This is a genomic window from Streptomyces sp. GbtcB6 (assembly GCF_019091475.1).
GTDB classification, from domain to species: Bacteria; Actinomycetota; Actinomycetes; order Streptomycetales; family Streptomycetaceae; genus Streptomyces; species Streptomyces hyaluromycini.
Map to the genome: position 1 here is coordinate 190,174 of NZ_JAGXJL010000003.1, position 15,044 is coordinate 205,217.

The 15,044-nt window shown below is 70.7% G+C and carries 15 protein-coding genes; 3 read left to right on the forward strand and 12 right to left on the reverse strand.

Features of this window, described 5'->3' with window-relative positions:
- Nucleotides 1-78 precede the first annotated feature (78 nt).
- The 3 genes from KVT45_RS06185 to KVT45_RS06195 all read right to left on the reverse strand — a co-directional run bounded on the left by KVT45_RS06185 (nucleotide 79) and on the right by KVT45_RS06195 (nucleotide 3,783).
- A complete protein-coding gene (locus KVT45_RS06185) occupies nucleotides 79-1,590 on the reverse strand; it encodes an alginate lyase family protein (protein WP_217545465.1) in 1,512 nt (503 codons plus the stop codon).
- A 58-nt stretch (nucleotides 1,591-1,648) separates the two neighbouring features.
- A complete protein-coding gene (locus KVT45_RS06190) occupies nucleotides 1,649-2,107 on the reverse strand; it encodes a hypothetical protein (RefSeq protein WP_217545466.1) in 459 nt (152 codons plus the stop codon).
- A 158-nt stretch (nucleotides 2,108-2,265) separates the two neighbouring features.
- Nucleotides 2,266-3,783, reverse strand: coding sequence for a hypothetical protein (locus KVT45_RS06195; protein WP_217545467.1), 1,518 nt, complete (start codon nucleotides 3,781-3,783; stop codon nucleotides 2,266-2,268).
- Between the two features lie 339 nt (nucleotides 3,784-4,122).
- On the opposite strand from KVT45_RS06195, the gene KVT45_RS06200 reads away from it, so the two are divergent.
- Nucleotides 4,123-5,079, forward strand: coding sequence for a GlxA family transcriptional regulator (locus KVT45_RS06200; protein WP_217545468.1), 957 nt, complete (start codon nucleotides 4,123-4,125; stop codon nucleotides 5,077-5,079).
- Between the two features lie 159 nt (nucleotides 5,080-5,238).
- Here the strand turns inward: KVT45_RS06200 and KVT45_RS06205 are convergent, their stop codons facing one another.
- The 4 genes from KVT45_RS06205 to KVT45_RS06220 form a co-directional block, all read right to left on the reverse strand.
- The gene (locus KVT45_RS06205; RefSeq protein ID WP_089106691.1) at nucleotides 5,239-5,541 is read right to left on the reverse strand and encodes a hypothetical protein; all 303 of its coding nucleotides are present in this window, start codon (nucleotides 5,539-5,541) and stop codon (nucleotides 5,239-5,241) included.
- Between the two features lie 150 nt (nucleotides 5,542-5,691).
- Nucleotides 5,692-6,987 carry a hypothetical protein gene (locus tag KVT45_RS06210; protein WP_254646380.1) on the reverse strand — a complete coding sequence of 432 codons (1,296 nt, stop codon included), beginning with the start codon at nucleotides 6,985-6,987 and terminating at the stop codon, nucleotides 5,692-5,694.
- Between the two features lie 41 nt (nucleotides 6,988-7,028).
- Entirely contained in the window at nucleotides 7,029-7,550 is a 522-nt protein-coding gene (locus KVT45_RS06215) for a SigE family RNA polymerase sigma factor (RefSeq protein WP_217545469.1), read from the reverse strand.
- 100 nt (nucleotides 7,551-7,650) lie between these two features.
- On the reverse strand, nucleotides 7,651-8,274 hold the full coding sequence (locus KVT45_RS06220; protein WP_308310663.1) for a TetR/AcrR family transcriptional regulator: 624 nt from the start codon (nucleotides 8,272-8,274) through the stop codon (nucleotides 7,651-7,653).
- 92 nt (nucleotides 8,275-8,366) lie between these two features.
- On the opposite strand from KVT45_RS06220, the gene KVT45_RS06225 reads away from it, so the two are divergent.
- Nucleotides 8,367-9,230 carry an SDR family oxidoreductase gene (locus KVT45_RS06225; RefSeq protein WP_217545470.1) on the forward strand — a complete coding sequence of 288 codons (864 nt, stop codon included), beginning with the start codon at nucleotides 8,367-8,369 and terminating at the stop codon, nucleotides 9,228-9,230.
- A gap of 117 nt (nucleotides 9,231-9,347) precedes the next feature.
- Here KVT45_RS06225 and KVT45_RS06230 read toward each other — a convergent pair whose 3' ends face one another.
- On the reverse strand, nucleotides 9,348-10,517 hold the full coding sequence (locus KVT45_RS06230; protein ID WP_217545471.1) for a serine hydrolase: 1,170 nt from the start codon (nucleotides 10,515-10,517) through the stop codon (nucleotides 9,348-9,350).
- 156 nt (nucleotides 10,518-10,673) lie between these two features.
- On the opposite strand from KVT45_RS06230, the gene KVT45_RS06235 reads away from it, so the two are divergent.
- Nucleotides 10,674-11,378 carry a Clp protease N-terminal domain-containing protein gene (locus tag KVT45_RS06235; protein ID WP_217545472.1) on the forward strand — a complete coding sequence of 235 codons (705 nt, stop codon included), beginning with the start codon at nucleotides 10,674-10,676 and terminating at the stop codon, nucleotides 11,376-11,378.
- Between the two features lie 525 nt (nucleotides 11,379-11,903).
- Here the strand turns inward: KVT45_RS06235 and KVT45_RS06240 are convergent.
- The 4 genes from KVT45_RS06240 to KVT45_RS06255 form a co-directional block, all read right to left on the reverse strand.
- Nucleotides 11,904-12,416: a nucleoside deaminase gene (locus tag KVT45_RS06240; protein ID WP_217545473.1), complete on the reverse strand. Its 513-nt coding sequence runs from the start codon at nucleotides 12,414-12,416 to the stop codon at nucleotides 11,904-11,906.
- A 39-nt stretch (nucleotides 12,417-12,455) separates the two neighbouring features.
- Nucleotides 12,456-13,004, reverse strand: a complete 549-nt coding sequence (locus KVT45_RS06245) for a hypothetical protein (protein ID WP_217545474.1) — start codon at nucleotides 13,002-13,004, stop codon at nucleotides 12,456-12,458.
- Nucleotides 13,001-14,620 carry a hypothetical protein gene (locus KVT45_RS06250; RefSeq protein ID WP_217545475.1) on the reverse strand — a complete coding sequence of 540 codons (1,620 nt, stop codon included), beginning with the start codon at nucleotides 14,618-14,620 and terminating at the stop codon, nucleotides 13,001-13,003. Before KVT45_RS06250 ends, KVT45_RS06245 begins: the two co-directional genes overlap by 4 nt.
- A gap of 227 nt (nucleotides 14,621-14,847) precedes the next feature.
- Nucleotides 14,848-15,042, reverse strand: coding sequence for a hypothetical protein (locus KVT45_RS06255; RefSeq protein ID WP_217545476.1), 195 nt, complete (start codon nucleotides 15,040-15,042; stop codon nucleotides 14,848-14,850).
- Nucleotides 15,043-15,044 lie beyond the last annotated feature (2 nt).

The following is a 15,044-nucleotide window of genomic DNA, read 5'->3' on the forward strand; positions in this document are numbered from 1 at the left end:
CGGCATCATGCGCAGGGGGAGCCGTGCGGGTGCATCACCTGAATGTGTGAGGCCCGGGTCTCTCCGGGGAGGGCGCCGCTATTGACCGCCGCGGGCCCGCCTGCGCAGCAACAGCAACCCACCGGCCAGCGCGGTGATCCCCGCCCCCGCGCTCCACGCGACGATGTCACCGGTCCCGGTGGCGGCGAGGTCGTCGCCCTTGCCCATGGCCGACGGCGCGGAGGAAGCAGAAGCAGAGGCCGAGGCCGGTGAGGCCCCGGATGCCGATGCCGATGTCGACGCCTTCGCCGAGGCGGACGCTGACGCTCCCGGGCTCGGCGAGGACGACGTCGTACCCCCCGCCGTCTTCCCCTCGCTCACCCGGTCCCGAGTGAACGTCAGAGTCCCGAAGCCAAGTTGGTCGTACCCTCCGCTGTTCGGCCCGTAGTCCCCGCCCCCGCCCTCCGGCGCCGCCTTGGCCGCGATCTGCGTGACGTACGTCGCCGACAGGCCCCGCCGCTTCGTGTAGTGGTTGGCGATCATCGCCCAGATGGGACGGGTCATCGACGGATCGACGCCGGCTGCGGCCGTCACCGTCTCGCTGCCCGACCACCCGCCGATCGCCCCCTTCCGCCGCGTGCTCGCGGTGAACGGCACCTGCCCGCCCAGGCTCCACTTGGCGACGTACTGCGCCCCCTTGAGGAAGCGGCTGTCGTCGTACCCGTACAGGTCGATCCCCTGGTTCCAGGCCATCTCGCAGAACGTGCCCATCAGGCCCACCCCGAGCAGCGCGTGCCCCTGGTCGCGCCCCGCCTCCAGCCACTCGGCCAGCCCGTCCTCGTACACGACGGGAATCGCGTTGCCGATCGCCCCGAGCCCGGCGCCGTGCTTGAAGTAGTCGACAGCGCGGGTGACTTGGGCGCGGTCGTCGCAGAAGATGCCGGTGGCGAGGACGCAGGCCATGTTGGCGAGGTCCCAGTTGGTCCAGTAGTTGGAGACGACGGCGTTGTTGTGCCGGACGAGGAAGTCGTCGCTGACCGCACCGAACAGCTTGCTGAGCATCTCCTGGAAGCGGGCCAGCTCGAAGTCCCCGTGATCGCGGACGAGTTCGGCGGCGTTGGCGAACTGGTAGCCGTACAGGCCGGCGGCCAGGAACCGGTCGGCGGAGCCGTTGACCGCGGTGAGGGTCGAGGACCACGCGTTGAGGATGGCTACAGCGGTGTCGGCGTAGGCGCTCTCGCCGGTCACGTGGTACCGCAGGGCGTTCTGGTAGGCGGCGTGGATGTCGTTGTAGAGGAGCGAGTAGTTCTCCGGGGTGCCCGAGCCCCGGTACACCACGGCCTGCGGCCGCGCCTGCCAGCCGCTCTGGGCGTGCCGGTTGGCGGTGAGCCTGGCGAACCCGGCCGTGTAGGGCGCGGCGCCCGCCTTCACCTTGGCGGCCATGCGGTCGAGGTCGGTACGGGTGTGCAGCAGGCCGGGATGGGCGAAGGCGGTCCCGGCCCCGGTCCCGGCGGCGGCCGCGGTACCGCCTGCCGCGCCGATCCCGGCGGCGGCCCCCACCGCCACTCCCGAGGCCTTCAGCATGCTCCGGCGGCTGATCTGTCGAGTCATGTGCATGCCCTGGGAGACGAACCGGCACGGCCCCGATAACAGAAACCCGGGGATTCGGTCAGGCGCCCGTCGTCGACCCCGGCCGCACGATCATCAGGACCGTCACGACGGCCCAGAGGAGATTGAACACCCCTGTGAACATGGCCAATTGGACGGTGGCCTGCCGGGTACGGGCGTCCGTGCCGCCCTCCACCAGCGCACTCTGCCGGGGCAGCACCAGCGCGGCGAGGACGACCGCCGCGAGCGCGGTGAGCGCGATCGACGTGATCAGCCAGGCGCTGCCCAGCACATGCATGTTGCTCGCCGTGGCGAACCCGAACACGGGCACGACGACGCCGACGACGGCGTACACCCGGCAGATCCGGTACAGCAGCCGAAGGGTCTCGGCGGCCCGGACGTCGTCCGGCGCTTCCAGGACGCGCCGGGCGGCCGGCGGGAACATGCTGGCGGCGACGGCGACGGGACCGATCGCGACGATCGCCGCGAGGACATGGACGGCGAGGAGGAACTTGGTCACGGCGTCGACCGTAGGCGGGCGGCGGATCTTGCAGAAGCGGCAATACTGCCACCACTCGACGGATTCTCGCCACCGTTGGGCTACCGACGAAATGCGGTTCGCGAGGTGACGGAACGCCTCATCGGCCGCTGACGCCCTGCCACGCCGGGGCGGTGGCGTCAGCGGCCGCCCCGCGGCCGCGACCTCCGCGCCGCCAGGAACGCCAGCGCGCCGCCCGCCACCAGCAGGACGGCGGTGCCCGCCCGCAGCAGGACTCCGTCCGCGCCCGTGGCGGCGAGCCCGCCGCCGGTCGTCGTCCCGCTGGTTCCCGCCCCGGAGCCGGACGGGCTCGCGGTGGCCGTGGCCGACGGGGACGCGGAGGCGCTGGGCGACGGGCTGGACGTCGCCGAGCCGGTGGCCTTCACCGCGATCGCCGCGGTGTCGTTCGCCGCGTCGTCGTCACGATTGGGGTACTCGGGGTTCTCCACCGCCCGCACGCTGCCCCGCGCGCCGGGGACGACCCGGTCGATCCGCACCGTGAACTCCTGGGTCACGGAGTCGCCCGGCCGGAAGTCCGTGCTGCCGATGTCGCAGGTGTAGCTCTTCGCGCCGGCCTTGCCCGGTGTGCAGTTCCACAGCGGCCCGGGGTCGCCCTGCTCGCCGGGGCCGGGGGCGCCCGTGATGGTGGTGCCGGCGGGCGGGGTCACCACGAACGTGCCGGAGTTGTCGGCGCCCACCCACTGGAAGTCCATCCGGCCCGGCCCGTTGTTCCGCACGCCCACGGTGATGCTCACCGTCTCGCCGACCTTGCCCTCGACCGTGTCACCGAGCGCCTGGTAGTCGGCGTGCTGGGTGGTGGCGAAGGTGCCGTACCCGGAGCCGGTGAATCCGGAGCCGGAGGCGACGGACTTCAGGCCGAGCGGCGCGCCGGTGCCGGTCTCGGGGAAGTCGGACGGGTCGAAGGAGTCGGGCGCGCTGCCGCCGACCGGCCACACGACGTAGGTGTCGTAGCCGTACATCGTGTCCTTGGAGGCGGTGTAGCGCAGCGGCGCGTCCGTCTCGTAGGCCGCGCCGCGCGCGACCGGGGTGTCGAACCGGCACCAGGCGCCGACGTCGGGCAGGTCCGAGTAGTGGCAGTTGGAGTGGTCACGGGCGAGAGAGACGCCTTCTGAGTCCTGCACCAGCAGCATGACGCCCTTGCCGGCGGGGGCTGTGCCGGTGTCGGCGAAGGCCGGGGTGCGCTCGAAGACGGCGCCGGGCGCGATGCCCTTCAGCGCCGGGTAGGGCCGGCGGACGAGCTTCGGCCCGCCGACCAGGACGTCCGTCTTCCCCGTCACGGTGGTCGCGTCGGAGGCGGTGGCGGTGTAGGTGACGGCACCGGTGTCGCCCGCCTTGGCGGCCGCGGTGGGCTTCAGGAAGAACGGGTCGATCGACTCCCTGCCCGACAGCGGGCCCACGTCACACCTCACCTTCAGGGTGCCGGTGCTCACGCAGTCCCCCGTGACCACCATCGTCGCCTTCCCGGCGAGGGACGACGCGTCGACCGCGACCGAGACGTCATGGGCGTCCCCGCCCGAGGCGGTGATGCCGAGGTCCAGGTTCGGGCCCTCGCCCTCGGCGGGGAGGTAGTAGTTCTCCTGGGCGTCCAGGACGAGCGTCGTTCCGGCGGCGTGCGCGGCCGGGGTCGCGACCGCCATAGCGGCGGTCGCGAAAGCGGCGGCCGCCGCTGTCCGCCATGTTCTGCGTATCGTCAGCACACTACGTGGACACGCCAGAACACCGGAAGGTTGCGCCCGAGCGTCCGTCAGCTGACGGACGGGTTTCGCTCCGGGAACTTCTCCAGAGCACCCGGACCAGCGACAGCCGACGGCCAGAAGTTCACCGGGAATCCCCGTAGACCAGCGCGGGATCCCCACCGGCCAGAGGTCGCGTTTCCGCAGGTCACCGAATTCCGTCGGTAGCCCTCGATGTCGGCATCCGCCCGGAACCGGGACCCCCCGATTGGCGGTAACCCGTTGAACAGCTACCTTCCTGCCATGCACACCGTCGCCGTACTCGTCCTGGACCAGGTCATCCCGTCCGACTTCACCGTGCCGATCGACACCTTCGGCTGGGCCCGGCTGCCCGACGGACGGGACGCCTACCGGGTGCGGGTGTGCGGGTCGGCGGAGGAGGTGACCGCGGCGGGCGGCGCGTTCACGGTCAGGGCGCCGTACGGGCTGGACGCGCTCGCCGAGGCGGACACGATCATCGTGCCGGGCGTAGCGGACCCCGCCTGCGTCCTGCCGCCCGAGGTCACCGGGGCCCTGCACGCGGCGGCGGCGAACGGCACGCGGATCGCGTCGGTGTGCGTCGGGGCGTTCGTCCTCGCGGCCACCGGCCTCCTCGACGGCCTGCGCGCCACCACGCACTGGGCCGCGGCCGGCACCCTGGCCGAGCTGCACCCGGACATCGAGGTGGACCCGAACGTCCTGTACGTCGACAACGGCCAGTTCCTGACCTCGGCGGGCGCGGCCGCGGCCATGGACATGTGCCTGCACATGGTCCGCAAGGACTACGGCTCGGCGGTCGCCGCGCACACCGCCCGGATGTCGGTGATGCCGCTGGAACGGGAGGGCGGCCAGGCCCAGTTCATCGTCCACGACCAGCCGCCGGCCCCCGCCGGCGCCGCCCTGGAACCACTCCTGGCCTGGCTGGAGGACAACTGCGACCGGGACCTGACCCTGGAGGAGGTCGCGGCGCGGGCCGGCATGAGCACCCGTACCCTCAACCGCCGCTTCCGCGACCAGACCGGCACGACCCCGCTGCAGTGGCTGCACCGGGCGCGGGTGCGCAGGGCCCAGCACCTGCTGGAGACCACCGCCCACCCCGTCGAACGCATCGCGACCCAGTCGGGCTTCGGCTCCCCCACGGCCTTCCGGGAACGCTTCCGCAGAGTGGTCGGCACCAGCCCCCAGGCCTACCGGCGGGCCTTTCGCACCTCGGAGGGCTAGGCGCTCCGCTGGAATTGCCGCGATGCGCCGTCATTCGCCCGCGGCGCCGTCGTGGCTGGTCGCGCCCACGCGGCGGTAGCCGCACAGGCAATACAGCCCCGCGCCCCTTCGGGGCGCTGCCGAGCGGCAGCGGACTTCACCCGACCTGCTTAGGCCGGGTCAGGCCCGGCGGTCCGCGACGGCCCAGGACGCCAGTGCCACCGCGCCCGCCACCCCGAGGACGGACGGCCAGGCGCCGACCTTCTTGGCCAACGGATGCGACCCGGCGAACGCGGCGACATACGCGACGGACAGCGCCCCGGCGGCCTTCCCGCCCGCCCGCTGCCGCCACTGCTGCGCGGCGGCGGCCCCGGCGACCGCCAGCACGGCTCCGCCCAGCGGCCGCTTCTTCGTCCACCGGGCCACGCCGTACCCTCCGACGAGCCCGCCCGCGGCGATCACCGAACTGGGAACCCTGGCCATGCCTGTCTCCTTCTGTTGCTGCCGCTTCTGTCTGGATTCCCCGAGGCTAACGTGGCCGCAGCCGGGAAGAAGCGGCGGCTGTAGCGCCCCTTCAGGGGCGCGGGGAACTGCGCGACCAGCCCCCACCCCACCCGCACCCGAACTACACGGCTAGGACCGCCACCGAGGGCTGAGCGCGATAGCGCGGAGCTGCTTCATGGTCAGGGCCGGGGCGGTGCGCGTCGCGGCCGTCTGCTGGGAGCCGGAGTTGAAGGCGCTGATCACCACGCGGAAGCCGTCGGTGCGCAGGGTGTCGACGGTCCACATGACGACCCCGGGGCCGCCCTTCTCCCCGGGCTGCTTCCGCTCGGCGACCCTGGTCCCGTCGGAGAGGGTCTCGGACCCGGCCCCGAACAGCTGTCCCGCGACATCGGACATGTCCGGCTGCACATTGATCTGGAGGAGACTCCGGCCCTTGCCGTCGTCGACGACGACGTAGGTGAACTGGCTGTCGTCATCGCTCCCGTGCGCCACCACCTTCAGCCCCTTGGGAACGAGCGAGGTGAGGGTCCGCCGGATCGCCTTGCCGTCCTCCTGCGCCATGGGCGGTTCCTGGGTCTGCCGGGAATCCTCCGGAATGGCGTCGACGACCCCACGCCAGTCCTGCGCCGCCGCCAGCTCCTTCAACTGGGCAGCCGACAAGGGCGGTTCGTCGCGGCTGACCGGCGCGTCCTTCTCGGCGGCGGCGTTCCACTCGCTCACGGAGACGTGATGGCCGTCCGGGGTGACGAGGTTCGCGGTCCAGAGCTTGGTGTCCACCCGCCGGTCGGGATACTCGTACCCCTTGACGACGGTGACCACGGACGCGTCGGGCAGATGGCTGGTGGTGCAACTGTCGTACGGCGTATAGACCTTGTCCGGACACCGGACGGCCTGCCGGGCGTCGTACCCGCCCGGCAGCACCCGGTTCACGGAGACACTGATGGCGGACGCGCCGTGCCCGTCGTCGTACACGACCTGCGCGTACGGCGCCACGAGCGGCTCGCTCGCGTCGACGCCCCGCCCCTGCGCCATGCTGAACTTCCCCTTGGGCAGCAGCTTCTCCAGCGTGCTGATCATCTCGTCCGAGGTGATGGCGCGGGTGGCGGGGGAGGACGTGGGGTGCGGGGTGGTGCTCACGGAAGAGGGGGGCCGGGGCTGTCCGGACGGCGTCCCGCTCCAGGGCACCAGCAGCGCCCCGCCCACACCGGCGAGCGCGACGCCGGCGGCGCCGCCCAGCACGGTCGTCCGCCGCCGTAGCCGTAGTCGCCGCCCACGGACCGTACCGGCGGCGACGAGCGCGCCCCGGTCGGTGTCGAAGGTGTCGCCTGCGTCGTGCAGGGCGGCGGAGAATCGCACCTCGAAGGCCTGGCCGTTGTCACTGTTGCTGTCACTGTTGCTGTCGTTGTGCCGCTGCTCCACGGGCATGACGAACCACCGTTTCCACAAGGTTGATGTCAGGAGCGATGTCAGGAGCGGGCGTACTCGGCGAGGTCCTCGCCCAGCAGCTCGCGCAACCGCGCGAGGGCGCGCACGCACCGCGTACGGACGGCGGCCGAGCTCATGTTGAGCGCGTCCGCGGTCTCGTGCACCGACCGGTCCTCCCAGTACCGCAGGACGACCACGGCCCGGTCCTTCGCGGGGAGCCGCGCCAGCGCGTCGAGGAGGGTCAGCCGCAGCGAGGGATCGGCACCCGTGTGATCGGCGCCGGTGTCGGCGAGTTCGGGGAACGATTCCCTGGCTCTCTCCCGGCTGCTGAACCGCCGCCGGTGGGCGAGGAAGGTCCGGGTGAGGACGGTCTGCGCGTACCCGGCGGGGTTCCCGACGCGCGAGACCCGGCCCCAGCGGACGTAGATCCGCCCGAGGGCCTCCTGCACCAGGTCCTCCGCCAGATGGGTGTCCCCGGCGGTGAGCAGACAGGCGGACCGGTACAGATGCCCGGCCCGCGCCGCGGCGAACTCGGCGTAGTCCTCCCCAGCCCTCTGACTCATCCGCAAGCTCCCCCGTCCCCGTCCCCGCCCCGGCGCTCTGCCGCTTACCTCATTGATGCGGTGGGCCGGGAAAATGTTTCAAAGGATTCTCAGGGGAGGCTCACTGGAGTGAGTCGAGCCAGTCGAGGAGGCGGGTGCCTTCGCGGGTCATGACGTCCGGGTCGCGCAGTGCGTTGGCCATGAGCGACATGCCCTGGTAGCCGGCGACGAGGGTGAGCGCCAGGTCGTCCGGGTCGTACGGATCGTCCGCGCCGGCCGAGCTGCCGTTCGCGCCGGACAGCCTCATCTCCCGGAACTGACGTGCGGCCCAGTCCAGCAGCCGCCGGATCACCGCGCCGGCCTCGGCGTCGAGGGTCCCGTCGGTGCGCTTGCCGAGCTCGGCGGCCAGGGTGCCGGTGGGGCAGCCGTACCGGGCGGCGACGTCACGCTGCTCGACCCACCCCCGGACCAGTGCCTTGAGCCGGTCGCGCGGGTCGGACAACCGGTCGAGCCGGTCGGTGAGTTCGTCGAGATGCGCGGTGTGCTCGGACAAGGCGGCCTGGACCAGCTCGTCCTTGGTCTTGAAGTAGTAGTAGACGTTCCCGACGGGGACGTCGGCCTCGCGTGCGATGTCCGCGAGGGTGGTGCGCTCGATGCCCTGCTCGTGCAGGACCCGGGCGGCCGCCGCCATCAGCCGCTGCCGCTTCTGCGACGCCCGCGCCCGCCGATCCACTGAGTTGGTCACCCAACTAACTATAGACAACCCGGGGTTCGACCGTGCTAGCGTCTGAGTCAGCGCACTAAGTCAGTCAACTAACTAACTTCAGGGGGAATCCGATGATCACAGTGACGGGCGCGACCGGCAACATCGGCCGGACGCTGGTGGACCTGCTGGCCGAGGCGGGGGAGGAGGTGGTGGCGGTGTCCCGGCATCCCCAGCAGCCCCGGCATCCCGGGCAGGCGTCCGGCGGCTCCGGTGTCCGATGGGCCGAGGGGCATGTCGGTGACGCGGCGAGCATGCGGGCACCCATGGCCGGCGCCCGGGCCCTGTTCATCGTCCTGGGCGGCGAACTCAACGCCTGGGGCGAAGACCCCAAGCTCCTGCTCCGGGCGGCCGCGGGCGCCGGCGTCGAACGGATCGTCCTGGTCTCCTCCCAGGTCAGCGCGACCCGCCCGGAGGCGGCCTCACACGCCCGCCTGCGCGAATTCGAGGCGGCGGTACGCGCGTCGGGCCTCGACTTCACGATCCTGCGCCCCGGCGGCTTCGCCTCCAACGCCTTCGCGTGGGCCGAGACGATCCGCGCCAAGCGCACGGTCTTCGCCCCGTTCGCCGACGTGGCCCTCCCGGTCGTGGACCCGGCGGACATCGCGGCGGTGGCGGCGACGGCGCTCCGCGAGGACGGCCACGGGGGCCGCGTGTACGAGCTGACCGGCCCGGAACTCATCAGCCCGCGTCAGCAGACGGCGGTCGTCTCCGCGGCGCTGGGCGAGGAGGTGACACTCGTCGAACTCCCCCGCGAGGAGGCCCACGCGGCCATGGCCCGCTTCATGCCGGAGGAGGCGGTCACGGGCACGCTGGACGTCCTGGGGGCGCCGCTTCCGGCGGAGCTGAGGATCAGCACGGACGTGGAGACCGTGCTGGGTCGCCCGGCGGGCGGGTTCGGGGGGTGGGTGGGGCGCAACGTGGCGGCGTTCCGGTGACAGCTGTCCCGGGCGTCCAGGGCGTCCCGCGCGCACGAAACCAGGTGCGCCCGGGACGCGCGCGCGGGACAGCCCCACCCCACCGGAGGTGCCGCCCCCGGCCGCCGCCTCAATCCGTCACAGCGCGGCCCGTACCGCCTCCACGAGCGCCGACGCACGCGTGTCCTCGGCCCCCTCGACGATGCTGTTCATGACGTACCCGAAGGAGATGCCGTGCTCGGGGTCGGCGAAGGCCAGCGATCCGCCGCGTCCGGGGTGGCCGAAGGCGCGGGGCCCGGTCAGGGGGTTCGTCTCGACCGGCAGCATGTACCCGGAGGCGTACCGGATCGGGAGCATGATGACCCTGTCCACCCCGGCGGCCTGCTCCGAGGTCGCCGACGCAAGCGTCTCCGGGCTGAACAGCCGTACCCCGTCCACCTCCCCGATCAGCGCGGCGTACATCCGGGCGAGGCCGCGCGCGGTGCCGATCCCGTTGGAGGCGGGCAGCTCCGCGGCCTGCACCTCGACCGAGTTGAAGTCGATCTCGGCGGGGTCGGTGACGGCGAACGCCCTGTTGCTCAACGACTGAGGATCCTGCAGCGCGGCGACGAACTCCCGTACCTCCGGCGGCACGAGGTCCAGCGGTACGGTGCTCAGGTCGACCTCCGGCTTCGGGTACACCATCCGGCTGACCCGCCCGCGCTCGGCCGCCGGCAGCCCGATGAAGAAGTCGAGGCCCAGCGGCCCGGCGACCTCCTCGGCGAAGAACCGCCCTGGCGTACGCCCGGAAACCCGCCGCACGACTTCCCCGACCAGCCACCCGAAGGTCCGCCCGTGATACCCGTGCGCGGTCCCCGGCTCCCACTCCGGCCGCTGTACGGCGAGCGCGTCGACCATCGGCTGCCAGCGCAACGCGTCCCCCACCGGCACCGGCGGCTCGACGGTCACCACCCCGGCCCGATGCGACAGCAACCACCGCACCGGGATCTCCGCCTTCCCCTCCACCCCGAACTCGGGCCAGTAGGCGGCCACCGGCGCATCGAGATCCAACTCCCCCCGCTGGGCGAGCAGATGAGCCACGGTGGCGGTGGCACCCTTGGTCGCGGAGTACACGAGCTGCAAGGTGTCCCGCTCCCACTCCCGCCCGGTGTCCGGATCGGCCACCCCACCCCACAGATCCACCACGGGCCGCCTGTCCCGGTACACGCACACGGCGGCCCCGACATCCCCCCGCTCCGCAAAGTTGGCGCGGAACGCCTCCCGCACACCTTCGAACCCGTCGGCCACTTCCCCGTGGATAGTCGTCATGCCCTCATCCTGACACCGAGGCCGCCCGGTCGCCCCAAGAGGACGATGCCGCAAGCGAGTTGGAGCAGGGGCAGCCGGCCTGTTCCGTGTGAGTCCACCCGCAAAAATCGTCAATTACAAGTTGACGCTCGTGGGTCGTCAACTTAAGATTGACGCATGAGCCCACTCGACATCAGCCTGGCCGACTTGATCGCCCGTCTCGACGAGGAACTCCCCGAAGCCAGCGAACTGGCCCGCATCAGCGAGGCCCGCCTGCGCGCCCAGACCCTGTCCGACCTCGGTGACCAGCTCATCGACCACTACGTCAGCAAGGCCAAGCAGGTCGGCGCGTCGTGGACCCAGATCGGCGACGCCATCGGAGTGTCCAAGCAGGCCGCCCAGCAGCGCCACGCGCCCGCCGCGTTCGAGCGGTTCACCAACCTGAACCGGCACAGCATCGTGCTGGCCCAGGAGGCCGCCCGCACGCACAAGCACGACTCCATCGGCACCGAACACCTCCTCCTCGGCCTGCTCGGCGAACCGCAGGGCCTGGCCTACGAGGTGCTGGTCGCGAAGACCGAGTCGGAACAACGCATCCGCGACGCGATCGAGGAAGCGATGCCGCCGGCCGGGAAGAAGGCGCCGCGGGGCCACATCCCGTTCCACGAGGAGAGCAAGGAGGCCATCGCCCAGGCCCGCCGCGCATCGACCGACCTCGGCCACGACTGGGTCGGCACGGAACACACCCTGCTGGGCCTGATCCGCGTGGCGCAGAGCCCGGCCGCACAGATCCTGCGCGACCTCGGCTTCACGTCGGAGGAGCTCCACGAGACGGTGAAGACCGAGATCAACAAGCGGCTCGCCGCGCGCGACGACCGCTGACGAATCGACCAGTTCGCCGTGGAGGACTGGGCCAAGCCGAACCGGACCACTCACCTGCAGCCCTGTTGAGTCCTTCGTACTTCCCGCGCGAGCCGGCCGCCGAGATCCTCGAAGGCCTGCGTCATTTTCGAGGGGCACCCTCAAAAAAGGGGGGATCCGGGTACGGGTAGTGCCCAGGAAGCGAGAACTCCTGGGCACTACATGCGCGTCGGTGTGCAGCGACCGCCGACGGCCCCTCGCAGCCCACCCAAGGGCCATCCAACGCAAGCCCCACCGCATCCTTCCCGGCCGCCCGCTCGCTTCTTCCCCGTGCTGGAGTGAGCCGAGTCAAGGGTCGGCCGGAGGCCGATCGGCGAAGCCGACGCGGACGCGCAGCGCAGCGGAGCGGGAGCGCCCTTTACTCGGCTCACGGAAGCACGACACTGACGAAGAAGCGGGCGGCCGGGGCACCCTTTTGACCGACGGCTGCGAACTCGGCCTTGGTTCTCCCCGTACCTGATCCAACGAGCCTTGCCAGCAGATACTTCAGAGCTTGGGTTCTACGGGGAAGGGCAGCTTGTCGGCCCAACTGGCCAGGGCCGCCGCCGCGATCTCCCGCGTCTCACCGCCGACCGCCGTTTCCTGAAGCAGGGTCCGCTCCGCATTGGGGACGCTGAGTTCTCGGTAGTACTGCAGGTCCTCGAACCCACTGACCGCGACGTCATGGCTGGTCGCGGCATAGACGAGGCGCGAGACGCGGGCCCAGTAGCAGGCCACCAGACACATGGGGCACGGCTCGCTGCTGGAGTACATCACGGCGTCCTCCATGAGGTGACGGCCGAGTTTGCCCCCGGCGGCACGGAGGGCCATGACCTCGGCGTGCGCCGTCGGGTCACGGAGTTCGACGACCGAACTGGTGCCGGTGGCGACGACCTCCCCGTCGATGACGACCAGGGCGCCGAACGGAGTCTTGCCCTCGTCCTCCAGCGCGTGGCGCGACAACTCGATTGCCTGGGTAAGGAAGACGTGGTCCTCGGGGATCTCGGCGGAGAAGGGCACCTGGTCTCCAAGTCTTTGGTAGGCCGCTCGCGGCCACGCTCACATGTATATGGAGGGATCGGCGTCGCCGAAGGGGCCATCCAGGTTCATGTCGTAGCCCGTGAGAGGCGTGGTGGCGCCGACCGTATGGATGATGTCCAGCGCCAGCCCGGCCCGCTGGTGGTCGGTCCAGTCGCCGTTGTCCAGCACTTCGACCATATCCGGGATGGGCGCGGACGACTGGTCGCCGTCGAGGATGAGACGGTGGATTCTGGGCGCCGGCCGGTCGGAGGTGCAGAGCAGCAGACTGGTGGCCGACAGCCGCTGGTGCCATTCCTCGAAGGCCCGGTCGACGGAGGCGGGCCGGGCCGTGGCACCGGCCACCACGACGGGCAGATTGTGCAGGATCACGCGGTCGACGGTGAGGTAGGCACCGCGACGCAACTGGGCGTTCATGACAGCTTGATCGATCTCATTCCGGAGACCGACGAGACCGGGTTGGAGCCACGTCAGATCGCACTGCACCAGGACGGCGGCTGTCACCTCGCTCGACTGGAGAGCGGCGACGCGCTCGCGCCAGGCGATCGTGTCTATGACCGGGTCCGTCATGCTCCCTCCCGGGTGTGTGCCCCGACCAGCGTCAGGGCCTTCAGACCTGTGACGACGGCTTCGATCGGTTCGGTCTCCTCGGCCGCACCGGGAAGAACACGGGCGGCCAGAACGGCAGTGGCCTTCAGACCGGTGGAGGGAAGCCCGGCGAGGAAGGTACGCAGCTCCATGTCGTCCTCGCGGGGCGTGAGCGGAGCCAGACGGCAGGCTATGGCGAGGATCAACGCGGCGGGCCGCTGCTGCGGCTCCACGTGCGGGGCGGGCACGCGGTACGTACGGCCGACCCGACTGTGGTGCACGCGGTCACTGGCCGACCCGACCGGAGCTGTACGGGAAAGGAGTCCGAGCAGGGCTGTACGTGCCTCGTCGGCCGTGGTGAAGTACCGGTGGGTGGCGAATGTCCGCAGGTAAGCGCCCAGCAGCTGGTGGTCAGGCGTGAATTCGGGACGTACGAGCTCCGGCGGGTGGGTGACGCGGCAGTCCCGCAGGGTGGCGAGCGCAGTCACCGAGGTGAGGGCCCAGAAGTGGTCGTACTCCTCGACGTCACCGAAGGCCGCACGAGCCGCGTCCGCCGCCGGGCCGGTCACGGCGTCGTCGGCGCCGAAGAGAGCCTGACGCAACTGGGTGAGGATGGACGCGCCGTCCCAGTAGTTCCCCATGAACTTCGTGCCGGTGAGGATCTCGTACACGCCGTACATGGCACTGGCCTGGTGCGCACCGTGGAACTCGGCGAAGTCGGAGCTCCACATAAGGACTTGGTGCGGCTTCGTGAGAAGCGTGCCGAGTTCGTCGCGGTTGGTGGCGGACTTAGGGTCCGGGTCGACGCAGCGCAGGATCTTCAGCCGGGCATCGGTGCTGAGGGCGACCAGCTCACGGGCGGACCGATTGGACGCGACACCGCGTACCGACATCAGTAGTGAGGTGTTGGTCAGCCAGGCGAGATAGCGGCTGAGGGCTCCGAGCGGCAGAGCCGGCTCGGGCAGGTTCCGGCACAGGCGGACGACGGAGTCGACAAGGGCGTGAGCACAGGCGGTCGCCTGGATCGGATCGGCCCCGCTGACCAGGGCGGCTCGGGCGAGCCGGTGCAGGACGTCGATATGGAGGGTGATCGCCCCCTCGGCCGCCTCCACTCCCACTTCGACCTCGACCAGTTGGTCCACGAGGTTTCTGACAGCGGTCGGATCGTTGCTCGTTACGGCCTGATTGATGGCGCCGAGGTAGGCGTTGACGACCGAGCTGTTCTCGAAGTCGTGGACAGAGACCCTGACGCCCGGCTGACTGAGCGACTCGGCGAGCGTCCGGCACAGCAGCCGGTTACGGCCGCCGACGCTGGCCAGACCGAAGAGCCGTATGAAGGAGAAGATCCCGAAGATGTTGGCCAGCAGGAACAGCAGCGCGCCGTAGGTCGCGCTGATCCTGTTGTCGCCCAGCAGGCCACAGACGGTGAAGAGGGCGGCGAACCAGCCGATGAGCACCCACTCCCGGAAGGCGATATGGCTGTCTATCGCCTGTAAGGAGGGCCAGGAGCTGGCAGCGGAGAAGGTGAGCGCGAAGATCACGGCTTCGCCGGTCAGCAGTGTGGCGAAGAAGGCGATGCTGAACTGGGTGGCGGCCACGACGTCGTCGGCACTGCGTGGATGAAGGACTGCTACGACCGCGAGTACGACAGCACATACGCACAGCACGATCTGTCGACGCCTCTGCACCACAGCCCCCGCTCATCCCCTGCGGCTCGCCCGTCGTGACCAACTGTCCCAGGGAGTAAGGATGTTGCCAACAGCGAGCCGGTGCCCTAAGCCGCGAGTCATTCCAGGTGTCAACGAACCGGCGTTCGCTCCGGGACTCACCTCAGCAGGTGGTCCGCCTTGCCGGCCTTGATGTCGAGGATCATGGTCTGCAGAGCGTCCCGACTGTCCGTGATGAAACGGTCCTCCTGGCCGTTCACCGCTATGAACGCATTGCCGGAGCTGTCCACGCCTATCCGGAAGCACGAGTTGCCTTCCCCGCAGAACGGATCTTCCCACTGAATCTCAGGCATGA